This window comes from Burkholderia sp. ZZQ-2, assembly GCF_050768715.1.
Taxonomy (GTDB): Bacteria; Pseudomonadota; Gammaproteobacteria; order Burkholderiales; family Burkholderiaceae; genus Burkholderia; species Burkholderia cepacia.
In genome coordinates this window covers 1-24236 of the sequence record NZ_LDVA01000210.1, presented here as the reverse complement: position 1 = coordinate 24236, position 24236 = coordinate 1, and the positions used below count along the sequence as shown (strand labels likewise).

Genomic DNA, 24236 nt, shown 5'->3' with positions numbered 1-24236 from the left:
GATCGCCGCGACCGCGACGGCCAGCACGACGGCCGCGCCCACGAACACGCCAGCCGCGCCGTTCGCGTCGAACACGACGCCACCGGCCGCCGCCCCCGTCGCGATGGCAAGCTGGATCGCTGCGACGATCAGCCCGCCCGCGCTTTCGGCTTCATCGGGCACGGTGCGCGTGACCCAGGTCGACCACGCGACCGGCACGCCGCCGAAGGCCATCCCCCACAATGCGACGAGTACCGCATCGATCATCGGCGCGCGGCCGAGCGCGACGAGCGCGATCGCGAGCACGACCATCAGCGCGGGCATCGCGATCAGCATCGGCCGCAGCCGGTGTTCGAGCACGCGGCCCGCGAGCGACGTACCGACGAAGTTGGCGATACCGTAGCCGAGCAGGATCGCCGACAGGCCGTTCACGCCGACGCCCGCGACCTGTTCGAGGAACGGCCGCAGATACGTGAAGAACGCGAAATGCCCGGTGAACACGAGGATCGTCGCGAACATCCCGAGGCCGACGGTCGGCCGGCGCAGCACGTCGATCAGCGTCCGCAGCCGCGTCGTGCCGCTCGGCGGCAGCGACGGCAGCGTGACGAGCTGCGACACGAACGCGATGCCGCCGAGCGCGCCCGCGATCAGGAACACGTTGCGCCAGCCGATCAGGTGGCCGAAGTAGCTGCCCATCGGCGCGGACGCGATCGTCGCGACCGCCACGCCGCTGAAGATGATCGACAGCGCACGCGGCACCATCGCCGTCGGCACGAGCCGCATCGTGGTGGCCGTCGCCATCGTCCAGAAGCCGCCCAGCGCGACGCCAAGCACGACGCGGCCGATCAGCAGCATCGTCAGGCTGGTCGCGAACGCGACCGCGAGATTCGACGCGACGAGCAACACCGAAAACGCGAGCAGCACGCGCCGCCGGTCGATCGTGCGCGTCACCGCGGAGATCAGGAGGCTCGTGACGAGCGCCACCGTCGCGGTGGCCGTGACGGCCTGCCCGGCGACGCCTTCGGTCACGCCGAGGCTCTCGGCCATCGGCGTCAGCAGGCTCGCGGGCAGGAATTCGGCCGTGACGAGCCCGAACACGCCGAGCGCCATCGCAAATACCGCGCCCCAGGCCGGTTCGCGGGGGGCCGCCGTCGCGGCGACAGAGGAAATTCCGGGATTCATGCGTCGTTCCGTGTCGTTTAGGGAAAATACCGATGACGGCGTATCGTAAGGAACCACGGCAGGACGGTCTATGACATACAATCCGCTCTTGTTGATCGATCGTCCGAATCTCGCCATGTCCGAGCCCTTGCCTTCCTCCGCGTCCGACGTACACGACCTCGTCAGCGAACTGCTGCTGGGGATGCGCCTGAGCGGCGTCCAGTACCGCCGCATCCAGGTGGCGCGGCCGTTCGGGCTGAGTTTCGGCGATGCGCCGGGCCGCGCGCAGTTCCATTTCGTCGGGCGCGGGCCCGTGCTGCTGCGCGACGCGAACGGCGAGACGATGCAGCTCGAAGCCGGCGACGCGATCCTGCTGCCGCACGGCGGCATGCACGCGCTGGTCTCCGACCCCGATGCGCCGTGCCGAGAGATCAACGGCTTCGAGGTCGCGAAGATCTGCGATACGGTCGCGTCGGTGGCGTCGGCGGGCGCGTCGCCGGCAAGCTGCGCGACGACCGAGCCGGGTGCCGGCGACGCGCTGATCTTCAGCGCGTGCATGGAGCTCGATCTCGGCGGCATGCAGCCGCTCGTCGGCACGATGCCCGAGTTCATGCACGTCGGCACGCTGCTCGCGCGCTACCCGGAAATCCGCCCGATGCTCGATGCGATGGAGCGCGAATCCTGCTCGGCGCGCGCGGGCTTCGCCGGCATCCTCGCGCGGCTCGCGGACGTGGTCGCGGCGTTCATCGTGCGCGGCTGGGTCGAATGCGGCTGCGGCGACGCGACGGGCTGGGTGCAGGCGCTGCGCGAACCGAAGCTCGGCCGCGCGATCGTCGCGCTGCATCGCGATCCGGGCCGCAACTGGAGCGTGGCGGAACTCGCCACCGAAGCGGGCGTGTCACGTTCGGTGTTCGCCGAACGCTTTCTCGCGGCCACCGGGATGACGCCCGTGCGCTACCTGACCGAGCTGCGGATGCGGCTCGCCGCGCAATGGATCACGCGCGACCACGAGACGATCGAGGCCGTCGCGTACCGGCTCGGCTACGGCTCGCTCGCCGCGTTCAGCCGCGCGTTCAAGCGCGTGGTGGGCAAGCCGCCGGGCGCCGTGCGCGCGGACGGCGAGGCGCGCGTCGAAGCGTAAGGCGCGACGTGTCACGCACGCGCCATGTATCGCGCGTGATGCCGCCAGCCGTCGCCCGAATCGCCGCCACGCGTGATTGCCGCGCTCAGCCGCTGCGCGCTTCCAGCCTGTCGACCAGCGCCGTCGCGCACTGCACGGCAAGCGCCGCGCACTGCTCCGCATCCACCACCGCGCCGCCGGCAACGGTGCCTTGCACGATCCGGCCCAGCAATTCCTTCGAGAGATCGGCGATCTCGTGATCCCGTTCCGTCATGATGTCCCTCCTGCGCGTCGACCGACGGTCTCCACGCGCTCACGTCCCCTGCCCGATCAACGTTCAGCGCCCTTTCGCCCGCACGACGATCTGCGCCTGCGTGTCGCGCTCGATGCGTTCGAGCGACGCGCGCAACGCCGTGAATTCGTCCGGCGTACACACCTGGCGGCCGAAATCCGCCGTCATCCGCCGCGAGACCTGCACGACATGCGCGACCGCGTCGAATACGTAATGCGACGTGAAGTCGACGAAGCGGTCGTGCACGGCCGTATCGGCCGGCAGGTCGGTCACCGCGACGTCGGCCGGCAGCGCGATCTGGCCGGTCTCGTCGAACGTGCCGCCGATACAGCCCCACGGCTGCGTGCGCACGGGTTCGGCCAGCCAGCTCTCGACCTGCGTCGCGATGCCGCCCGTCAGGCTCGACAGCGCGGGCAACGCGGTCGTGCCATCAGGCCATACGAAATGATCGAGCGTGCCGGAAAGCGTCACGTCGAACGGCCCGTCGGTCACGCGCCGGTCGCTGGTCGACAGTTGCGCGCGGCCGCGCAAGCCGCTTTGTCGCAGACGGTTGTTCGCGAGCTGGACGATGGCGTCGGGTGTCGCGCGGCGAAACAGGTTGCGTTCGAGTTCGGCCGTCCAGCCGTCATCCTCGATGTACGCGTGAAACTGCGCGGCGCCCGCCCCGGCCGCATCGATTTCGACGCGCGCGAGGCGGCCGCGCGGCTGCGTGGCCGGCGTGCGCGACAGCACGCCCGAATCGACGAGCAGCGCGGGGCGATCCATCACGATGGGCGGCAGATAGCCGAACGCGATGCCGGCCGTCGTCGTATCCGCAAAGCGAGCGAGATCGGGCAGCCACGTGATCGCATGATTGATCGCCCCGCCGCCATAACCGGGCACCGACGGCAGCGTGTAGACGGACCCGAGGTTGATCAGCACCGGTTCGCTGCGGATGCCGACCGCCGCGAGCAGCGCACCGAACAGCGCGACATGATCCTTGCAGTCGCCGTAGCGGTTGCGCAGGATGTCGGTGACGCGATGCGGCGCGGCAGCCGTTTCGCCGAGAAACAGCCCGACGTAGCGCACGTTCGCCTGCACCCAGTCGTACAGGATGCGCGCCTTGTCGCGCGGATCGGCGGCGCCCGCGGTCAGCGTGCGCGCCAGTTGCGTCACGGCCGGATCGTCCATGCCCGGATCGACGGCCGCGTTGCGGTAGCGCGCAGCGAACGCCGCATAGTCGGGCAGCGTCGACACGACGAGCCGGTCGCCGTAGGTCGCGTAGCCGACCGCGCCGTTCTCGATGCGGTCGTACGGGCCGTGCCGGTAGTCGAACTCGTAGCGCGTGCGGCCGTTCGCCGTGACCGGCGGCAGCGCGACGTAGCCGCGCGCATCCGCGTACAGCGGCATGTCGGCCGGCAGGTCGAAGATCAGCCGCTGGTTGTCGACCGGCTCGCGCGACGGCTCCACGGTGTAGCCGAAGTAGCCGCGGTTGACGGGCTTCGTGCGGGTCTTGCGGAACGCTACGCGCGTGCTCGACCCGGCTTCGACGCCGGGAAACACGACGGTGCGCAACAGCCCGTCCTGGAACGTCGGCGCGCCGGCCGAGCGCGGTTCCTGCACGTCGCGGATGCCGTCCACGCCGACCGGATGCGCGACACCGTCGCGGTCGATCGTCTCGGCCGCGAGCAGGTCCACCTTCTCGAGATTCTTGTCGAACCACACGTAGCGCTGCGCGACGGCATCGATGCCGTTCGCGTTGTTCGCGCGCAGCGTCGAATCGTCGTGCTCGTCGAGCGAACCGTCGTGCTGGATCACGAATTCATGGACGTCGCTGACGAGCGTGACGGGCGCCGTGCCGGCTGTGTCGGCCGTGTCGTGCGGCGCGTCGGCGGCCACGTTCGCGCCCGGGCTCGCACCGGCCGCATGCGATGCGCCGAGCGCAACAGCACATGCCAACATCCAGCCGGCCAGGCCGACAGAAAAGCGCACCACATCGCACCTCGTCGCGGTTCGGAAAACGCGGCCGCGCGGCGGGCAAGGTCACGCGCGCGGCCCTCGTGCCGGCCAGTGTGGGCGACGCATCCGCACGCGTCAAGCCGGCGCAGGCCGACCTACAATGAGTCATCGATGTGTCATCGCGCGCGGCCGGGAGGCACCATGGAAAGCGCAATCGTGGAAGGCGTCGTCCTGCTGGCATTCGCCGCACTCGCCGCGCTGTTCTTCTTCAAGCGCCCGGGGCGCGACCGCGCGAGAGCCAGATTCCATCATCCGCTGCTGCGGCGGCCGAACCGTCCGCATCGGCATCATCGGCCCTGACGGCCGCCAAGGGGCAGTCGCCGGCGGCGCTTGCCGCGTCGCGTCCACGCGGGCGTGCAACGCGGCTGCCCGTCCCGCTGGCCGACGTTCATCGGCTGCAGCACCGTCTGCTTGCCGTCGACGTGCAGGCACGCCTGCAACTCGACAGGCGTCTGGTTGTGCAGTCAGGCCGTGAGGAAATTCACGCGACGGAAGATCAGCTGGCTCGCGAAGCTCGCGGCGTTCGGATACCCGTCGAGCGTCGACGACGCGCGGTTCATGAATTCGACGACGGATTCGTGCCGAACGCGATCCGGTAGTCGACCGCGATGCCGCTGCGACGGCAATGCGCGACATCGTTGTCGAGCTTCGGTGATCGCGTGACGCAGCCGTTCGAGATGTTCGTGCCCGTCGTATGCCTTCGCATCGACCTCGCCGACCGCGAGGACGATCACGTTGCGGAAGTGCCCGGGAAACAGCCGGTAACCCACAGCAGCACGCGCATGCTCGCGCCGCGATGCTTGCCGACCAGCAGCACGGCCGGCGGTTGCGACGGATCGGGCCTGCCCGGCGCGGTCGCCTCGTCGGCTTCGGGCGGCTTGCCCGAGAACAGTTCGTCCTCCTTGGCGAGCTGCGCGCGCGTATACGCGTAGCGGCGGTTGATCGTGAAGCACAGCGCGATCACCGCGCTCGTCGCGAGCAGAGACGTCGCGACGCAGTAGCCGCCGCCCGTCGGAAACAGCGCGATCACCTGGTCGCAGCCGAGCGAGATGATGAACACGGTGACCGCCGTCGCGAGTGCGAGGAACAATGCGAGCGGCGTGCAGTGCGCCAGCGCGAGGAATGCCTCCTCCGAGCCGTAGCACGACGACGACGGGCCGTCGGCGCCGAGCCCGCCCCAGGCCAGCAGCGACGTCACGGCGATCGCATGTCGCGTGAGCAGATCGAGGGGGGCGAGCGGCCTGCCGACGAGCAATTGCCACACCCTCCGGAAGGCGGTCATGGTCCCCTCCCGGAACGCCCGGTGCCACGCGCTGCGTGATCCTTCAAGACTGATCGACGCACTGGTGCGGCGCCAGTCCACATCTTCCACAGGGGCCGCCCGGCGGCCCGGCACCGCTTTCGGTGTGTCAACGAACGACGCCGGCAGCCACGCGCCGGATCGTCCACCTGCACGCACTCGCGCAACACGACGAACCTGCCCCGGCGACCTTCACGGCGACCTTCACGGCGATCTTGCCGGCCGCCTTCCCCCGCCAGCCGGCCTCACACGCCGTACCGCCCGATACCGGCCCGCCCCGCTCGCCGCCACTTTCCCCGCACGCCCCGGCGCGACCGACACCTGCGTCCTGTTCGTGCGTTGTTCCCCGCAATTCGACTTTTGTGCGCGCGCAACAATGGCGATGCCTCGCGCCCGGCGCCCTGCGGGAAACCCGTCTCCCGCTCGGCACCGGGCGCGACGGTCTTCAAAAACCACATCTCTCGAGGACATACCATGCAACTCCAATCCCATCCCGCGTGCCGCCCGTTTTATGAAGCCGGCGAACTCACGCAACTGACTGCCTTTTACGAAGAAGGACGTAATGTCATGTGGATGATGCTGCGATCGGAGCCGCGGCCGTGCTTCAACCAGCAACTCGTTACCGACATCATCCATCTCGCACGCGTCGCACGCGACTCGGGCCTGCCGTTCGACTTCTGGGTGACGGGCTCGCTCGTCCCCGAGCTGTTCAACGTCGGCGGCGACCTAAGCTTCTTCGTCGACGCGATCCGCAGCGGCAAGCGCGACCTGCTGATGGCCTACGCGCGCTCGTGCATCGACGGCGTGTACGAGATCTACACGGGCTTCGGCACCGGGGCGATCTCGATCGCGATGGTCGAGGGCAGCGCGCTCGGCGGCGGCTTCGAGGCCGCGCTCGCGCATCACTACGTGCTCGCGCAGAAGGGCGTGAAGCTCGGGTTCCCCGAGATCGCGTTCAACCTGTTCCCGGGCATGGGCGGCTATTCGCTCGTCGCGCGCAAGGCCGATCGGGGCCTCGCGGAGCAGCTGATCGCGACCGGCGAAGCGCACGCATCCGAGTGGTACGAGGATCGCGGCCTGATCGACCAGACGTTCGACGCGGGTGACGCGTATCTCGCGACGCGTACCTTCATCGACGTGACGAAGCCGAAGCTGAACGGCGTGCGCGCGATGCTGCGCGCACGCGAGCGGGTGTTCCAGCTGTCGCGCTCCGAGCTGATGGACATCACGGAAGCATGGGTGCATGCGGCGTTCACGATCGAGCCGAAGGATCTCGCGTACATGGAACGCCTCGTGATGCTGCAGAACCGGCGCGTGTCGAAGCTGCGCACGGTGTAGTGCGACGGGCGCCGCTTGCGGGCGGCGCCCTTTCATGAACGGAGCTCAGGCGATCAGCCTGAGCTTTCTCGTCTCCGCGAGCCACGCCTCGAACGCCTGTGCCGGCATCGGGCGCGCGTAGTAGTAGCCCTGCGCGTGATCGACGTCGAGCTGCTTGAGGAATTCGGCTTCCGCATGCGTTTCGACACCTTCGGCGATCACCACGAAATTCAGCGCCTTCGCGAGCGACACGACCGAGCGCACCAGCGCCTGCGAGCGCGGATTGCGGTCGATGGCCGTGATGAAGCTGCGGTCGAGCTTGATCGCGTCGAGCGGCAGGCGCGACAACTGCGACAGCGACGAATAACCGGTGCCGAAATCGTCGAGATGGATCTCCGCGCCGAGCTGGCGGAACTGGCGCATCAGCCCGTTGGCCGCATCCTCGTCCTCGATGAAGCAGCTCTCGGTCAGCTCGATGTCGAGCAGGCCGGGCTTCAGCCCCGCGGCGTCGAGGATCGACGCCATCTGGTGCACGATGTTCATGTCCTGCAACTGCCGCGCGGACACGTTCACCGCGATCCGGATACCGAGCCCCTTCGCCTTCCACGCGGCGGCCTGCGCGGCCGCGGTGCGCATCACCCAGCGCCCGAGCGGCGCGATCAGCCCCGACTCCTCCGCGAAGCGGATGAATTCGATCGGCGCAACGAGCCCGCGATCGGGCGACTGCCAGCGGATCAGCGCCTCGACGCCATGCACGTCGCCGGTCGCGATATCGACGACCGGCTGGTAGTGCAGCACGAACTGCTCCTCTTCGAGCGCCTTGCGCAGGTTCGTGTCGAGCCACATGTACTTCGCGACCTTCTGGTTCATCTCCAGCGAGAACACGCGGTACGTATGCTTGCCCTCTTCCTTCGCGACGTACATCGCGGTATCCGCGCTGCGGATCAGCGTCTCGAGCGAGTCGCCGTGCTGCGGATGCATCGCGATGCCGATCGAGCAGCTCGTGTAGACCTCCATCAGCCCGAGATGGATCGGCGTGCGCAGCCGCTCGAGAATGATCTGCGCGGTCGCTTCGAGCAGCGGCCGCGTGCCGTGCTCGAACAGCACGAGGAATTCGTCGCCGCCGAGCCGCGCGAGCGTCGCGCCGGACGGCAGGCAGCCGCTGATGATCGCCGACACGTCCTGCAGCAGCCGGTCGCCGGTGATGTGCCCGTAGTGATCGTTGACGCGCTTGAAGTTGTCGAGATCGAGGAACAGGATGCCGACCTGCCCGCGCGTCGCGGCGGTTTCGGCGGCGATCGCCGCGTGGATGCGCTCGCTGATCGCATGGCGGTTCGGCAGCCCGGTGAGCACGTCGGTGTTCGCGAGTTCGGTGAGCCGCTGCTGCGCGCTGCGCTCCTCGGTGATGTCGATGCCCGAGCAGATCAGGAACTGCTCGTCGACACCGCTGCCGCTCTGGACGAACTTGTTGCGGAACTGGAACAGGCGCGGCCCGTTGACCGTATTGATGTAGCGCTCGACCGCGAACGACTGGTTGCTCGCGAAAAAGCCGGTGATGTTGCTGCGCGACTGCGCGCCCTGCTCCGGGCTCATGAACAGCTCGAACGCGCTGCGGCCGATCACGTCGACCTCGCGCTTGCCCGTCACTTCCTCGCACAGGCGGTTGAAGCGCTGCACCATCCCGTTGCGGTCGAGGATCACGACGAGCGAGTTCACCTCCGACACGACCTGCTCGGCGAACGCGAGCCCGTGGGCGAGATCGATCGCGACGGACTCGGCATCGGAATAGGCGGAGGCGGTGCCGGCCCAGTTGCTCGTGTCGACCTTCCGGCCGACGAGATGGAGCCTGACCGGTTCGCCGAACAGCGCGATGTCGAGCACGAGGTGCGACGTGACGCCGGTCAGCGCGCGGATGCTCGCGGCCTGTTCGGCCGTCAGCGCGACGGCGACGTTGGTCAGCCCGCGGACGGCCGCCAGTTCGAGTGCATTGCTGTCGCTGCCGAGACGCCAGCAGGGGCTGCGCGTACCGACGTGCGCCTCGAGCACCGCGCTATCGTTTTCGTCATCCATGGAGACGCCCCGATCCAGAAAAAACGCACAGTGTAGACGGAGGCGAGTCGGCCGACCGCCCTTCCGGGCCGCGCAGCGCGCGCTCCCGGAAGGGCAACCGTGGTTGCCGTGATGATGGGCCTCGTCCCGTACTTGTTTCCAGCTAATGCGACCCGGCGTTCGCGCATGATGCGCGCAGGTTGTGCCTAACGAATGATGAGAGCCATCTTATCAAATGACGATCGAGAATGGCACTCACATCTAGAGCGGAGTGTCAAGGAATTGGGACTCGATTGGCAAGCCGGATTATTCATGATTGGCAGCCTGCCTGAACGCGGGTGCGACGGTGCGCAACGAGTCTGGCACGACAGGCTGAACGCCCCGCCGGGCGGGCGTTTGCGGCCGATTTCTGAATACCGGGACAGCGATGCGGCGGGATCGTGGCGACAGGGTCGGATCGCGTTCCTGCGATCCGGTTTCCCGTATTTTTTGATTCCGTTCGGGCATTAATGCACGGCTTTATTCCACAGTCCGTTGCAATGTTATCCGCGCACCGGCGCGGGGCTCCCACGCCGGTCGCCCACGCCGGTCGCCCGGCTCAGCCCGCCGCGCCGTATCCGCCGCCGCCCGGGGTTTCGACGACGAACACGTCGCCCGGCGCCATCTGCGCACGGCCGATATGCTCGAGCGCCTCGACCGTGCCGTCTGCGCGCTCGATCGTGTTGCGGCCGAGCGCGCCGGCCTCGCCGCCCGCCGCGCCGAACGGCGCGTGGATCCGGTTGTTCGACAGGATCGACGCGGTCATCGGCTCGAGGAAGCGGATCCGCCGCACCGCGCCGTCGCCGCCGCGCCAGCGGCCGCCGCCGCCCGACCCGGCGCGGATGCGGTGCGAATCGAGCCGCACCGGGTAGCGCCATTCCAGCACCTCCGGATCGGTGAGCCGCGAGTTCGTCATGTGCGTCTGCACCGCGCCGACGCCCGCGAAGCCATCGCCGGCACCGCTGCCGCCCGCAATCGTCTCGTAGTACTGGTAGCGATCGTTGCCGAATGTGAAGTTATTCATCGTTCCCTGGCTCGACGCGACGCAGCCGAGCGCGCCGTACAGCGCGTTGGTGATGGCCGACGACGTCTCGACGTTACCCGACACGACCGCCGCCGGATACTCGGGATTCAGCATCGAGCGGGCCGGCACGATCACCGTGAGCGGCTTCAGGCAGCCGGCGTTCAGCGGGATGTCGTCGCCGACCAGCGTGCGGAACACGTACAGCACGGCGGCCATGCATACGGCCTTCGGCGCGTTGAAGTTGTTGTCGAGCTGCGCGGACGTGCCCGTGAAATCGATTTCCGCGCGCCGCGCGGCCCGGTCGACGCGGATCGCGACACGAATCTCCGCGCCGTTGTCGAGCGGGTAGCGGTACGCGCCGTCCTGCAGCGCGCCGATCACGCGCCGCACCGCTTCTTCCGCGTTGTCCTGCACGTGCCCCATGAACGCGAGCACGACGTCGCGGCCGAACTGCGCGACCATCCGGCGCAGCTCGTCGACGCCCTTCTGGTTCGCGGCGACCTGCGCGCGCAGGTCGGCCATGTTCTGCTCGACGTTGCGCGCCGGGTAGCGGCCCGACGCGAGCAGCGCGCGGGTTTCCGCATCGCGCAGCGTGCCGGCCGACACGAGCTGCCAGTTGTCGATCAGCACGCCCTCCTCGTCGATATGCGTCGAATCGGGCGGCATCGAGCCCGGCGTCGTGCCGCCGATGTCCGCGTGGTGGCCGCGCGAGCCGACGTAGAACAGCGGCGCGTCCGAACCGTCCGCGAACACCGGCGTGATGACGGTCACGTCCGGCAGGTGCGTGCCGCCGTGATACGGATCGTTCAGCATGAACACGTCGCCGTCGCGCATGCGGCCGCGGTTGCGCTCGATCACCGTGCGGATGCTCTCGCCCATCGAGCCCAGGTGCACCGGCATGTGCGGCGCGTTCGCGATCAGGTTGCCGTCGCCGTCGAAGATCGCGCACGAGAAGTCGAGCCGCTCCTTGATGTTCACCGAGTACGCGGTGTTCTGCAGCCGCAGCCCCATCTGCTCGGCGATCGACATGAACAGGTTGTTGAAGATCTCGAGCCGCACCGGGTCGGCGTCGGTGCCGAGCGAGCGGCGCGTCGGCAGCGGCGTCGTGCGTGTCAGCACGAGGTTGCCCTGCGCGGTCATCTGCGCGCGCCAGCCGGGCTCGACGACGGTCGTGCCGTTCTTTTCCGCGACGATCGCCGGGCCGTCGATCGCGTCGCCGGCCAGCAGCGTGTCGCGCACGTAGAGCGCCGCATCGTGCCATTGGCCGCCGGAATAAAAGCGCACCGCGGAATGCGCGCGCAGTGCGCCAGCGCCGCCGTCGCTGCCGTTGCTGCCGTCGCCGCGCGGCGCGAGCGGGGCGATCTCCACCGGCGCGTCGGAGCGGCCGATCGCCTCGACCGACGCGAGTTCGGCCACCAGCGGCGTGCCGGGCATCAGGAACGCGTAGCGCTGCCGGTACGCGGTCTCGAATGCCTGCTGCATCGCGGCGACGCTGCCGGCCGGCACGTCGAGCGTCGAATCGGTGCCCTGGTAGCGCAGGTGCACGCGGCGCTCGATCGCGATCCGCGCCTGCGGCACGCCCTGTTCGAGCAGCGCGCCGACGGCCTCGTCGGCCAGCCGGTCGAGCGCCGCGTTCAGCGCCGGCAGCGACGCGTCGGACAACACCGCCTCGACCGCACGCTCGCGCATCGCGGTCTGGTCGGCGAGGCCCATCCCGTATGCGGACAGCACGCCCGCGAGCGGATGCGCGAACACCTGCGTCATCCCGAGCGCGTCGGCCACGCCGCACGCATGCTGGCCGCCCGCGCCGCCGAACGTCGTCAGCACGTAGCGCGACACGTCGTGGCCGCGCTGCACCGAGATCTTCTTGATCGCGTTCGCCATGCTGCCGATCGCGATTTCCAGGAAACCTTCGGCGAGCGCCTCGGGCGTCTCGCGCCGCCCGGTCGCCGCGTGGATCTCGTCGGCGAGCGCGGCGAACTTCGCGACCACGCCGTCGCGGTCGAGCGGTTCGTCCGCATGCGGGCCGAACACGCGCGGGAAATGATCGGGCTGGATCTTGCCGAGCATCACGTTGCAGTCGGTCACCGTCAGCGGGCCGCCGCGCCGGTACGCGGCCGGCCCCGGGTTCGCGCCGGCCGACTCGGGCCCGACGCGCAGCCGCGCGCCGTCGAAGCCGAGCACCGAGCCGCCGCCGGCGGCCACCGTATGGATGCTCATCATCGGCGCGCGCATCCGCACGCCGGCCACCTGCGTCTCGAACACGCGCTCGAACTCGCCGTGGTAGTGCGACACGTCCGTCGACGTGCCGCCCATGTCGAAGCCGATCACGCGCTCGAAGCCGGCCGCCTGCGCGGCGCGCACCATCCCGACGATGCCGCCAGCCGGGCCCGACAGGATCGCGTCCTTGCCCTGGAACGCGTCGGCACGCGTGAGGCCGCCGCTGCTCTGCATGAACTGCAGGTTCACGCCCGGCATCTCGTGCGCGACCTGCTCGACATAACGACGCAGGATCGGCGACAGGTACGCGTCGACGACGGTCGTGTCGCCGCGCGACACCATCTTCATCAGCGGCGACACCTCGTGCGACACCGATACCTGCGTGAAGCCGATCCGGCGCGCCAGCGCGGCCAGCGCGCGCTCGTGCGCGGTGTAGCGATAGCCGTGGATCAGCACGATCGCGAGCGCGCGCACGCCCGAGTCGTACACGCGGCGCAGCGACGCTTCGGCCTGCTCCGCGTCGAGCGGCACGACGACCTCGCCGTGCGCGCCGATGCGCTCGTCGATCTCGACGACGGTTTCGTACAGCGCGTCGGGCAGCACGATGTCGAGATCGAACAGGCGCGGCCGGTTCTGGTACGCGATGCGCAGCACGTCGCGAAAACCGCGCGTCGTCGCGAGCGCGGTGCGTTCGCCCTTGCGTTCGAGCAGCGCGTTGGTCGCGACCGTCGTGCCCATCTTCACCATGTCGACGCGCGCGGGCGTGATCGGCTCGCCGGCCGCGAGGCCCAGCAGGTGGCGAATCCCGGCCACGGCCGCGTCGCGATACTGCTCGGGGTTCTCCGACAGCAGCTTGTGCGTGACGAGCGTGCCGTCGGGCCGGCGCGCGACGATGTCGGTGAACGTGCCGCCGCGGTCGATCCAGAATTGCCAGCGCGCGGCGTCGGAGGAAACGGGGGTGTCGTGTCGGTCAGTCATGATGTCGGGTCGATGCGTCGTGAAATCGAGAACGAGCGCCGCCGCACGGCGCGCGCGGCGCGCCATGTCACGGTGTCGATAAAAGGGGGAAGAAAACGCGGGGCGGACTGCCCCGCCGGTTCAGGCGGCGTCGAGTTCGCGGCCGCGTGTCTCGGGCAGCGTCAGCGCGGCGACGATCACCACGCCGTATGCGGCGACCGCGAAGATGCCGATGCTCATGCCGAGCCCGTATTGCTTGGACAGCGCGCCGATCAGGAACGGGAACAGCGCACCGATCGCGCGGCCCACGTTGTAGCAGAAGCCCTGGCCGGAGCCGCGCACGCGGGTCGGGAACAGTTCGGTGAGGAATGCGCCCATCCCCGAGAAGATGCCCGACGCGAAGAAGCCGAGCGGGAAACCGAGCCACAGCATCGACGCGTTGGTCAGGTTCAGCGACGTGTACGCGAACGCGATCACCATCGAGCCCAGCGCGAACAGGATGAAGTTCGGCTTGCGGCCGAGGCGGTCGGTCAGGTACGCGCTCGTCAGGTAGCCGACCCACGAGCCGAAGATGATCATCGCCAGATAACCGCCGGTGCCCATCACCGTGAGGTGACGCTCGGTCTTCAGGAAGGTCGGCAGCCACGTCGTGATCGCGTAGTAGCCGCCCTGCGCGCCGGTCGTCAGCAGCGCCGCGCGCAGCGTCGTGGTGATCAGCTTCGGCGCGAAGATCTCGGTGAGGCGCGGCGCGTCGGCCACTTTCGCCTGCGCGGCCTTCTCCTTCTCGTAGACGTCCGGCTCCTTCACGTAGCGGCGGATCGCGACGACCAGCAGTGCCGGTGCGAGCCCGACGAGGAACAGCGCGCGCCACGCCTGCTCGGCGGGCAGCACCGAGAACAGCAGCGCATACAGCAGCGCGCACAGCCCCCAGCCGATCGCCCAGCCCGACTGCACGAGGCCGACCGCCTTGCCGCGGTCGCGCGCGCGGATCACTTCGCCGATCAGCACGGCGCCGGCCGTCCATTCGCCGCCGAAGCCGAAACCCATCAGCGCGCGCGCGGCGAGCAGCTGATGGTAGTTCTGCGCGAGCCCGCACAGCGCGGTGAACACGGCGAACCACAGCACCGTGAGCTGCAGTGTGCGCACGCGGCCGATCCGGTCGGACAGGATGCCGGCGATCCAGCCGCCGGCCGCCGACGCGAGCAGCGTGACCGTGCCGATGAAGCCCGCATCCGCGAACGAGATACCCCAGGTCGCGACGAGCGTCGGGATCACGAACGACAGCATCTGCGTGTCCATCCCGTCGAGCATGTAGCCGACCTTGCAGCTCCAGAACGCGCGGCGCTCGCGCGGCTGCGCGTCGCCATACCACGAGAACAGGCCGTTGCGCTCGGGGCTCGCGGGCTCCGCGGCGTTCGCCGCGAGGGTCTTGCTTTCCATGGTGATGCTCCTGTCGTGATGCGCCGTCAAACGGCGGGCGTGCGTGCGGTATGTGGTGCGGTACGTCGTGCGATATGTGGTGCGGGCCGTCGTCGCCCCGGATCAGAATACGGCCAGCGACGCGTTCGTGATGTCGGTCATCAGCATGTGGCCGGGCGTGTGCGCGATCGCGATCGGCAGCTTCGCGTCCATCAGCGCGGTTTGAGGCGTCACACCGCACGCCCAGAACACCGGCAGCTCGCCGTCGCGGATCGTCACCGCGTCGCCGAATTCGGGCGCGTTCAGGTCGGCGATGCCCAGTTCGCGCGGATCGCCGAGATGAATCGGCGCACCGTGCACGCCCGGAAACCGGCTCGTGACCTGCACCGCGCGGATCGCGTCGGCGCCGCGCATCGGCCGCATCGACACGACGAGCTGGCCACCGAAGATCCCCGCCCGGCGGTTCGGGATCGACGTGCGGTACATCGGCACGTTGCGCCCCTCCTCGACGTGGCGCAGGCCGATCCCTTCGCGGGCCAGCATGTCCTCGAACGAGAACGAGCAGCCGATCGCGAACACGACGAAATCGTCGCGCCACACCGCTTCCAGCGACTCGACGCGCTCGGTCAGGCGGCCGTCGCGGTAGACGTTGTAGCTCGGCACGTCGGTGCGGATGTCGAGATCCTCGCCGAGCGCGTCGACCCGGAACGCGCCCGGTTCGCCGACGCCCAGCAGCGGGCAGGCTTTCGGATTCGCCTGACAGAAGCGCAGGAAATCGTGCGCGTACGCATCGGGCAGGATCGCGAGGTTCGCTTGCGCGTACGGACCGCAATGGCCCGCGGTCGGGCCGCGGAATGCGCCGCGGCGCACGGACTGGCGGAATTCGGAAGGCGTCATGAGGTTCTGTCGCTTGTCGGTGTGTCGTCGGGATGACGGTGCCGTGTCATCGGATACGGCGAAGAATAGAAAAGAAAAAATTTTGTCGCCAACGAGTTTTTTTGCGCTTCGTGTATAGAATTTCTTTACACGAAGCCGGGTTTTCCCCAGTCCCGTTCATTTTTTCAGCGGGACAAGCTGCGCGCCCAACGCCTTGCCGACCACCATGAACACGCGTTTTCTCGAAACCTTCGTCACGCTCGCGAAGCTGCGCAACTTCCGCACGACGGCCGCCGCGCTGCACGCGACGCCGGCCGCGATCTCGCAGCGCCTGAAGGCGCTCGAGGACGAATTGCAGACGGTACTCGTCGACCGCGACAGCCGCGAGTTCCGGCTCACGCCGAACGGCGAATATCTGCTCGGCTACGCGAAAGCCGTGGTCGAGGCGACGCAGGAACTGCAGGCCGCCGCGTCCGGCGAAAGTGCGTTGCGCGGGAAGCTGCGGCTCGGCGTGATCGAGACCGTCGTGCACAGCTGGCTGCCGCACTACATGCGGCGGCTGGCGGCCGACTATCCGCAGCTGGAAATCGACCTGACCGTCGACGTCAGCGTCGTGCTGCAGCGCCGGCTGATGGCCGGCGAGCTCGACCTGATCATCCGCGTGGAAGGCAGCGACGAAGCGTCGGTCGTGTGCGATGCGCTCGCGAACTATCCGGTGCGCTGGATCGCGCGGGCGGGGCTGCTGCCGAATACGCGCTCGGGCCTCGCGCGGCAGGTGCTGCGCCAGCCGATTCTCACGTACGGACGCGGTACGGCGCCCCACCGTGCGCTCGAGGATATCGTCCGTACCCTTGCGCATGCGCACGGCGTGCCGCTGTCGGACACGCGCATCACCGGGTCGCCTTCCATCTCCGTGATCGTTCAGCTCGTGCGTGACGGTTTCGGCGTCGCGGCGATTCCGGTGCTGTTCGTCGATGCGCTGATCGAGAGCGGCGAAGTCGTCGAGCTGCCGCTGCAGCCGTCACCGCCGTCGATCGTCGTGTCGATGTCGCGGCGCGCGGATGCGCCGAGGTTCGTGCACGGCGCGTCGATTGCGGCGCGGGTTGCGTGTCACGAGTATTGCGAGAAGAGCACGCGGCGGTTGGTTGAAGCGCTTTGAGGCGTGGGGCGCGCAAGGCGGTATTTTTCGGGTTCCTGAGCGGGTATCTCGCTTGTGACCAGGACGGGGGCGGGTCAGTGGCCCCGTAGACCGTGGGTAGCCGGAGCTTGATGAAGAATTGATTGCACGCGTTGCCGCGAAAACCCGCGTTCAAGCGTGGGCTTCCAGACGCGGCACGCCGTTACTTATCTGCAATGCGAAATAAATGAATCAGACAGCCATTCACGCGGATTGCCCTGCATGCGGCTGCGTCAGCTTGCCGTCGCCGTACTCGCGCAGCACCTTCGAAATCACGACGCGATAGCCGTCCAGCCAGCGCGCCTGCTTCGCCTTTGCCTCGCGATGCGCCGGATGCTGCATCAACTGCTGCAGCGCCGCCTCCGATTCCCAGTAGTAGACGTTCTGGATCAGCCCCGATTCGGCGTTTTCCCACGTCTCCTCGCCGAGATAGCCGGGCGTCGCGCGCGCCATGTCAGCGATCTGCCGGTCGAGCCGATGAAATTCGTCGTCGTATTGCCCGGCGCGAAAAATGAAGGTCGACGCGTACATGCCAGCTCCATCGAAAGCGATTGAAAGAGCGGCGATTGTAAGGCACGCGCGGCGTGCCGCGATCGTCACACGGCTAGCGGATCGGCACCGGCCTGGCCGGTGAGCCACGCGTCGATGCGCGGCGCGTCTTCACGCATGCCGGCCGCGGGCGCCGGCATCGCGGCCAGCGCGTGCCGTGCACGTTCGAGCGCCTCCCCGAAGCCGCGCAACTCGCGCGTCGCCGGGCGGTCGCCGGCGTGGCGGCGTGCGAGTGCCGCGTCGATATTCGCGGCGATCAATGCACGCTGAGCGTCGATGAAGTCGATGCACAGCGTGCGGCAATGCGCGGATACCGACGCAACGGCGAGCAGGACGGGCACGATCGACACGGTCAGGTACCCGCCGGGCGCGAGCCGCGACAGCGCACGATGCCCCTCCTGCCCGCCGCCGGTCAACGATGCGAACACCGCGTCGCGCCACACCGCGCGCTCGAACACGAGCGCATCGCGATACGCATCGAGCGCCGCACGGTCTGCGACCTGTCCGGCCGTCACCAGCGGAATCGGGAAAGAGGATTCGACGGGAGACTGCGCGCCCGCGGTGTCGACAATGCAGTTCGCGCCAAGCCATCCCGCATCGTCGCGCCGCGCGGCCAGCACTCGGGACTGCAACCGGTCGGGCAGCATCGGATCGAGCGGCACCGCGCCGCAGATCGACGGCTTGTCCGCATGCACGCTGCAGCGGCCGTCGTCGGCCAGTGCCGCGCAACGGCCGAGCGACGGATAGTCGTAGCCCTGCAGCGTCAGCGCGATCCATTCGCTCCCCGCGCCGCCGGTGCGATGAAACAACTGCCCGGCCAGCGCATCGGAAGCCGCGACATCGTCGGCATCGAGCGCGTATTCACGGCCGCCCGCGCGCCAGCGCTCGCCGATCCGCCGCTTCGGCACGCGACGGATCGTCAGCGCACCGACGAAGCGATGACGATGCCGGAACAGTTCGCGCAACGACAGCGTCGGCGCACTGTTGCAGCAGCGTCCGCATGCGTTGCACGCGAGCAGGTAGGTGTCTACCACGGCCGTCGCACCGAATCCTGGTAGCGCGTGAGAATGAAGCGCGCGACGTCGTCCGAGTGATAGGCGGCGACGAGTTGCGTCACCCACGGCTTCGCGCGATCTGCGTCGCGCACCGTCAGCACGTTCGCATACGGCGAGCGCGCGTCCTCGAGGCTGACGCTGTCGCGCGCGGGTTGCAGCCCGGCACGTGCGGCATCGTCGCTGTCGATTGCAACGAACGCGGCCTTGTCGAGCGCTGCGTAAAGGCGTTCGCGGCGCAGCGCGACGAGCTTCAGCCCGAGCCGGTTGCCGGTCACGTCGCGCAGCGTCGCATGCAGGCCGGCCTGCTCGCGCAGCGTCACCAGCGTGTCGTTCTGGAGCAGCACGAGCGCACGCGCCATCCCGCGCGGATCGTCGGGAATCGCGACCGTCGCACCGGGTTGCAGTTCGTTCAGGTTCTTGAGCTTGCGCGAATAAAGCGCCATCGGCAGCGTGACGGTCGGCGCGATTCCGGTCAGGGCGTAGCGCTTCCGCGCGCGCGTCGCGGCAAGCTGTTGCGCGTCCTCGAAGCTGGCCGCGTCGATCCGGCCATCGGCCAGCGCCGCGTCGATGCGCGACGGATCGTCGAATTCGACGACGTCGATGCCGAATCCGCGTAACGCCGCGACCCGCTTCACTTCGTCGAGGATCTGCGCATGCACGCCGCGCGTCACGCCGACGCGGACGGCCGCTGCAGTCGCTGCAGTCGCCGCAGTCGATTCAGCGGCAACGGCCAAAGCCGGATGAACGACCCCGCACGCAACCATCAGCCACGCGCCCAGGTAGTGCACGACGCGCTTCATGACGCATCCCTCAGAATCGTGCGAAATCCGATATGCGACGCGCCGAGATCGGCTTCCTGCTGTTCACGCGACGACGCGCGATAACGCACGCAGTAATCGCGCGAGCACAGGAACGAGCCGCCCTTGATGACCATCGGCGTATCGTGCCGGCGCGTCGGCGGCGCGACGGCCGCCGTGTCGCCGTTGGTATGCGACTGGTGCGGGCCCGTGTATGCGTCCCGGGTCCACTCCCACGCATTGCCGATCATGTCGTAGAGCCGGAACCCGTTCGCCGCGTAGCAGCCGACGGGCGCGAGCCCCGCATGGCCGTCCTCGGCCGTGTCGAGCACCGGGAACGCGCCCTGCCAGTAGTTCGCGGCCGGCTTGCCCTGCGCGTCGCGCGGCGCTGCGTCGAGCGACGCGTCGTCGCGGCCGGCCTTGCCCGCGTATTCCCATTCGGCCTCGGTCGGCAGGTCGCGGCCGAGCCACCGCGCATACGCGAGCGCATCGCGCTGCGTGACGAGCGTGACGGGCAGGTTGCCGATCCCGTCGACGCCGCTGCCCGGCCCGCGCGGATGACGCCACGACGCGCCCTTCACCCACGACCACCACGCGAGGTCGCGCGCGTTCATCTCGTCGCGTGTCGGCACATGGAATACGGCCGCCCCGCCCTGCTGCTCGGCCTCGGTGACGTAGCCGGTCGCCTGCACGAACGCGGCGAACTGCGCGATCGTCACGTCGGTCTGGTCGATCCAGAACCCGCCGACGCGCGTGCGGCCGTCGCCCACCGGGCGCTCGTCCGCGTAGCCGCGCGTGCTGCCGAACACGAACGCGCCGCCGCGCAGGTGCACCATCCCGGCCTTCGGGTCGTCGCGCCATCCGGCCGGCAGCCCCGAATAGCGCGCGCACTGCCGCTCCGAGCCGAGCGGCGCGAGCGCGCGGCCGCGATTCGCGTCGTCGAATGCGTCGCCCCCCGGCGCGACGGGATTCGCATAGCCGGCCGCGAACGCGGCGGCGAACAACGTGGCAGCCAGCGCCGCACCGATCGTCCAGAACCGGAACCGCATCGTGTCGCCCCGGTATCAGTAGTAGCCGCGCGGACGCAGCGGTTCGACGCCGCCGACGTTGCTCATGTAGGTCTTCCACTGGTCGACGAGCGTGCCGATCACCGACGGGTTCTGCGCCGACACGTCGGTCGTCTCGCCGCGATCCGACGCGAGGTCGTAAAGCTGCCAGTGCCCGTCGAGCGGCCCGAGCGGCGGTTCGGTCCACAGTGCCTTCCAGCGGCCGTCGGCGCTGCGCAGGTAGGCGCGGCCGTATGCTTCGTCGCCGAACGGCGTCGTATGCACCTCGCCCGTCGCCGACCCCGTGAGCACCGGCAGCAGCGACTGGCCGGTGACCGGATACACGTAGCGGTTGTTGTAGATCACCTTGCCCTTGTTCTGGTCGACGCCCGTCAGCGTGTTGACGAGCGGCGGCGCCGGCTGCGACGGCGGCGTGACACCCGCGATCGCGAGGAACGTCGCCGTGTTGTCGGTCACGTGCGTGAACGCGCGCAGCGTCGGCAACTGCTGCGTCTGGCCCGGCAGGCGCACGATCGTCGGCGTCGATACGCCGCCTTCGGCCGAATACCCCTTCGTGAGCCGGAACGGCGACGCGCTCACCTCGGCCCAGCGCAGCCCGTACTGCAGGCGCTGCGCGTTCTGCTTGCCGTTGTCGGTGCCGAGGGTCGAGTAGACCGGGTCCTGCCCGTTCGCGGTGTCGGTTGCCGTCGGGTCCGCGCCCGAGTCGATCGGCCAGCCTTCCGAGCCGTTGTCCGACTGGAACATGATGAACGTGTTGTCGTATTCGCCGATGTCCTTCAGGTGCTGGATCAGGAGTCCGATGTTGTAGTCGAGGTTCTCGACCATCCCCGCATAGATCTCCATGTAGCGCGCCTGCGCCCGCCGCTCGGCCGGCGACAGGCTCGACCACAGCTTGTCGACCTTGCCGGGGCCGTAGTCGCTGTAGCCGTCGGCGGCCGAATGCACCGCGCTGATGTACTTCGCGCTCGCGGTGCCGTTGTTCGCGGTCGCGGGCGACGCCGCCGTCGTTTCGGGCAGGCCGTCGAACGGCTTGAAATCGGCGGGGATCAGGCCGAGCGCCTTCTGCCGTGCGATCCGTGCATTGCGGATCGCGTCGTAGCCGGCGTCGTACACGCCCGCGTACTTGTGCAACCATGGTTCGGGCACCTGCAGCGGCCAGTGCGGCGACGTATACGCCGCGTACGCGAAGAACGGCTTGCCGTCGCGCTTGTTCGAATCGATGTACGAGATCAGCTTCTGCGTATAGAAATCGGTCGAATAGAACACGGCCGGGCTGCCGCCCGCGCCGCCCGGCTGCCCGGGCTGGCCAGGCTGCACGTAACGGCCGTCTTCCGTGTAGTTCGACGAGCCGGCCGGCTCGTGCGCGAAGTGGTTGGTCGCCGCGCCGCCGAGCAGCACGTAGCTGCGCTCGAAGCCCCACTGGTCCGGCGTCTGCCCGCTGCCCGTCGCGCTGCCGACGATCCCCGAGCCGATATGCCACTTGCCCGCGATGTACGTGTGGTAGCCGGCATCCTTCAACAGTTGTGCGAACGACAGCGCGCGGTCGTTCAGGTAGCCCTCGTAGCCGGGCAACCCGCGCCGTTCGTCGGTCGGCACCCCCATCGTGCCTTCGCCGACCAGATGGTGATCGGTGCCGGACACCAGCATCGCGCGCGTGATCGCGCAGACGGTGCCCGTGTGATGGTTCGACAGGATGCGGCCCGACGCGACGAGCGCGTCGAGGTTCGGCGTGTTGATCTCGCCGCCGAATGCATGGATGTCGGAATAGCCGAGATCATCGGCCATGATGTACAGGATGTTCGGGCGTTTCGCCGCCAGCGGCGGCGCGGGGTTCGTCGATGACGACGGCGGATCGCTGTCGACGCCGCCGCACGATGCAAGCGACAACGCGCCGGCAATCGCGGCGCAGACGACACGGAAACGAAAAGCATGCAACGGCGAAGCGGACTTTTTCATCGTTCTGGAACGCGCGATCTACGGGATCGGCGATCTTAGCGTCGCGCGCGCGGCACCCAAAGTCCGATTCGTCACATGCTAACGGAGCGGCGGAATATGCGCGCAAGCCGAATACCGGCCATCAGCACGCGCGTATGCATGCGCGCGCGCCGCGCGCCGAAGCCGGCGGCCGCCGGGCCGCGCGCGACGGCTCGGCGGCGCGTCATGCTTCAGCTGCGTCCGCCGAGGCTGCCGCCGCCGTCCACGGCCAGCACCTGCCCCGTGACGAAGCCGGCCTCGTCCGACAGGAAGAACGCGATCGCGGCCGCCACATCGTCGGGCGTGCCGAGCCGGCGCGCGGGAATCGTCGCGAGCACCTTGCGTTCGGCTTCGCTGCCGACGGGCCGCGTCAGCCGGAACAGTTCCGTCTCGATCGGCCCCGGCGCCACCGCGTTGACGGTCACGCCATGTTCGGCCAGTTCGAGCGCCCACGTGCGCGTGCAGCCGACGAGCGCGCTCTTCGCGGCGGAATACGCGGTGCGGTCGAGACTGCCGAAAATCGCCCGGCTGCAGATGTTGACGATGCGCCCGTGGCCGCGCGCCTTCATCGCGTCCGCGAAGTGCTGCGTGACCTGGATCGCGGCCCGCACGTTGAGATCGAACACGGTCTGCAGCGACCGGAAATCGATCTGCCCGAGCGGTTGCGGCATCACGATGCCCGCATTGTTCACGATACCGTCGACAGCGTGCTCCTCGCCGATACGGGCAAGCGTCGCTGCCGTCTGTTCGATGTCGGCGAGATCGCACGCGCGCAGTTCGCCGGGAAAGTCGATGCCCTGCACATTTCGCGCGAGACCGATGACGTGATGACCGTGCCGTGCGAGCAAGGTGCTGACCGCAAGGCCGATGCCGCGCGATGCGCCGGTGACGAGATAGGTGCGAGATGACATGCGTGCTCCCGAAGTTCGTTCACGTGAATAGCGTGGAGAGAGGTTTCCAGGGTGGAGACCCGGAACCGGTGCTTTGGTCGGACGATTCTACGTGCGTAACGGACGTTACGTCGTGTCGTTACGGGCGTGTCCGTGGCAACACGGTACGTTTACTGCGCATCAGATGCGCCAGGAATTTCCAAATCACGATTGGCGCGAATTATCGTCTGATTTAATCTTGATGCGCCGAATACAAAAGAAAGCTTGTTAATCAAATATCGAACCCGCAAACGTTTTACGCGAATGAATTACGCATCCGAAAAATTAGACTAATAGCGACTTCAAAATAGATTCCGCTTGAAACGACAACAGGCACGCCTCTTGCTGACTCCTTTCACCATGTGCTGCGTTCGACCAGGAACGAATAACCCGAAAATCGGGCGCCGCCATATTTCACACAAGTGAATCCGGGCTACGTGACGCAGACCGGCTACAACAACAACGCCACGCTGGTGCAACCAGGCACGCCAACTACGCGAACATCAATCAGAACGGCTTCAACAACACCGTTTCGGTCAAGCAGCATTAAGTGCCGCCGGCGTAACGGAAAGGCCGGACGGATACACGTTCGGCCTTTTTTTCATTCGACAGGGGACGATCATGGTTGGCATTCACGATCTCAACGCCTATTTCGACATCGCCGCCAGTGCCGGCGGCGTGAATATCGTGCCGCACGTGCGGGCGGCTGCACCGGTCGACGTGTCGTACAGCCTGCGCATCACCCGAACCGGCGGCGCGGGCTCAGCCTCGCTGACGCGCTCCGGCGAATCGCGACTCGCGGGCGGCGAGGATCAGCCGCTCGCGACGCTGCTGCTGAGCGTCGATTCGAGCGATATCTGCAAGGCAACGCTGGTTCTGCACGTCAACGGCGAGCATGCGGAGTATTCGGTGGACTGCAATCCGCATCGGACGGCGG

General features: G+C 68.2%; 18 protein-coding genes and 1 pseudogene. 5 read left to right on the top strand and 14 right to left on the bottom strand.

From position 1 onward, the window contains the following. Positions 1 to 1161: MFS transporter (locus ABY44_RS14515; RefSeq protein WP_431641353.1), on the bottom strand; the 1161-nt coding region annotated here is incomplete at its 3' end. A 70-nt stretch (positions 1162 to 1231) separates the two neighbouring features. On the opposite strand from ABY44_RS14515, the gene ABY44_RS14510 reads away from it, so the two are divergent. Continuing rightward, positions 1232 to 2281 carry an AraC family transcriptional regulator gene (locus ABY44_RS14510; protein ID WP_060171396.1) on the top strand — a complete coding sequence of 350 codons (1050 nt, stop codon included), beginning with the start codon at positions 1232 to 1234 and terminating at the stop codon, positions 2279 to 2281. Positions 2282 to 2366: 85 nt separating this feature from the next. On the opposite strand, the gene ABY44_RS14505 is transcribed toward ABY44_RS14510, so the two are convergent. Next, the gene (locus ABY44_RS14505) at positions 2367 to 2534 is read right to left on the bottom strand and encodes a hypothetical protein (protein WP_021161681.1); all 168 of its coding nucleotides are present in this window, start codon (positions 2532 to 2534) and stop codon (positions 2367 to 2369) included. A gap of 63 nt (positions 2535 to 2597) precedes the next feature. Next, positions 2598 to 4493 (bottom strand): DUF3857 domain-containing transglutaminase family protein, encoded by a 1896-nt coding sequence (locus ABY44_RS14500; RefSeq protein ID WP_155637860.1) that lies wholly within the window; start codon positions 4491 to 4493, stop codon positions 2598 to 2600. Positions 4494 to 4691: 198 nt separating this feature from the next. Between ABY44_RS14500 and ABY44_RS14495 the strand changes: the two genes are divergently transcribed. Beyond that, positions 4692 to 4850 carry a hypothetical protein gene (locus ABY44_RS14495; protein ID WP_021161679.1) on the top strand — a complete coding sequence of 53 codons (159 nt, stop codon included), beginning with the start codon at positions 4692 to 4694 and terminating at the stop codon, positions 4848 to 4850. 80 nt (positions 4851 to 4930) lie between these two features. On the opposite strand, the pseudogene ABY44_RS14490 reads toward ABY44_RS14495, so the two are convergent. Then, positions 4931 to 5634: pseudogene (locus ABY44_RS14490) on the bottom strand (amino acid transporter); the annotation flags it as partial. 690 nt (positions 5635 to 6324) lie between these two features. Here ABY44_RS14490 and ABY44_RS14485 point away from each other — a divergent pair. Continuing rightward, complete coding sequence (locus tag ABY44_RS14485; RefSeq protein WP_021161677.1) at positions 6325 to 7188, top strand: crotonase/enoyl-CoA hydratase family protein; 864 nt, start codon at positions 6325 to 6327, stop codon at positions 7186 to 7188. Between the two features lie 45 nt (positions 7189 to 7233). On the opposite strand, the gene pdeR is transcribed toward ABY44_RS14485, so the two are convergent. From pdeR to ABY44_RS14465, 4 genes are all read right to left on the bottom strand, one after another. Continuing rightward, a complete protein-coding gene (gene pdeR / locus ABY44_RS14480; RefSeq protein ID WP_060171402.1) occupies positions 7234 to 9237 on the bottom strand; it encodes a cyclic di-GMP phosphodiesterase in 2004 nt (667 codons plus the stop codon). A 577-nt stretch (positions 9238 to 9814) separates the two neighbouring features. Continuing rightward, positions 9815 to 13477 carry a hydantoinase B/oxoprolinase family protein gene (locus ABY44_RS14475; protein WP_060171698.1) on the bottom strand — a complete coding sequence of 1221 codons (3663 nt, stop codon included), beginning with the start codon at positions 13475 to 13477 and terminating at the stop codon, positions 9815 to 9817. 120 nt (positions 13478 to 13597) lie between these two features. Beyond that, the gene (locus ABY44_RS14470; protein ID WP_027790774.1) at positions 13598 to 14896 is read right to left on the bottom strand and encodes an MFS transporter; all 1299 of its coding nucleotides are present in this window, start codon (positions 14894 to 14896) and stop codon (positions 13598 to 13600) included. A gap of 102 nt (positions 14897 to 14998) precedes the next feature. Next, entirely contained in the window at positions 14999 to 15772 is a 774-nt protein-coding gene (locus ABY44_RS14465; RefSeq protein WP_060086411.1) for a putative hydro-lyase, read from the bottom strand. A gap of 205 nt (positions 15773 to 15977) precedes the next feature. Between ABY44_RS14465 and ABY44_RS14460 the strand changes: the two genes are divergently transcribed. Then, entirely contained in the window at positions 15978 to 16910 is a 933-nt protein-coding gene (locus ABY44_RS14460; protein WP_059695231.1) for a LysR family transcriptional regulator, read from the top strand. Positions 16911 to 17132: 222 nt separating this feature from the next. Here the strand turns inward: ABY44_RS14460 and ABY44_RS14455 are convergent, their stop codons facing one another. From ABY44_RS14455 to ABY44_RS14430, 6 genes are all read right to left on the bottom strand, one after another. Continuing rightward, positions 17133 to 17459: an antibiotic biosynthesis monooxygenase family protein gene (locus ABY44_RS14455; RefSeq protein ID WP_027790767.1), complete on the bottom strand. Its 327-nt coding sequence runs from the start codon at positions 17457 to 17459 to the stop codon at positions 17133 to 17135. A 65-nt stretch (positions 17460 to 17524) separates the two neighbouring features. Continuing rightward, entirely contained in the window at positions 17525 to 18511 is a 987-nt protein-coding gene (locus ABY44_RS14450) for a YkgJ family cysteine cluster protein (protein ID WP_060171405.1), read from the bottom strand. Continuing rightward, entirely contained in the window at positions 18505 to 19332 is an 828-nt protein-coding gene (locus ABY44_RS14445; protein ID WP_060171407.1) for a MetQ/NlpA family lipoprotein, read from the bottom strand. Before ABY44_RS14445 ends, ABY44_RS14450 begins: the two co-directional genes overlap by 7 nt. Next, the gene (locus ABY44_RS14440) at positions 19329 to 20378 is read right to left on the bottom strand and encodes a formylglycine-generating enzyme family protein (RefSeq protein ID WP_027790764.1); all 1050 of its coding nucleotides are present in this window, start codon (positions 20376 to 20378) and stop codon (positions 19329 to 19331) included. The genes ABY44_RS14445 and ABY44_RS14440 overlap by 4 nt, the downstream gene beginning before the upstream one ends. Before the next feature lie 15 nt (positions 20379 to 20393). Further along, on the bottom strand, positions 20394 to 22352 hold the full coding sequence (locus ABY44_RS14435; protein WP_200059580.1) for an arylsulfatase: 1959 nt from the start codon (positions 22350 to 22352) through the stop codon (positions 20394 to 20396). A 209-nt stretch (positions 22353 to 22561) separates the two neighbouring features. Then, the gene (locus ABY44_RS14430; protein WP_060171412.1) at positions 22562 to 23281 is read right to left on the bottom strand and encodes an SDR family oxidoreductase; all 720 of its coding nucleotides are present in this window, start codon (positions 23279 to 23281) and stop codon (positions 22562 to 22564) included. Positions 23282 to 23920: 639 nt separating this feature from the next. Between ABY44_RS14430 and csgH the strand changes: the two genes are divergently transcribed. Beyond that, on the top strand, positions 23921 to 24236 hold a 316-nt coding region (gene csgH / locus ABY44_RS14425; RefSeq protein ID WP_431641350.1), incomplete at its 3' end, for a curli-like amyloid fiber formation chaperone CsgH.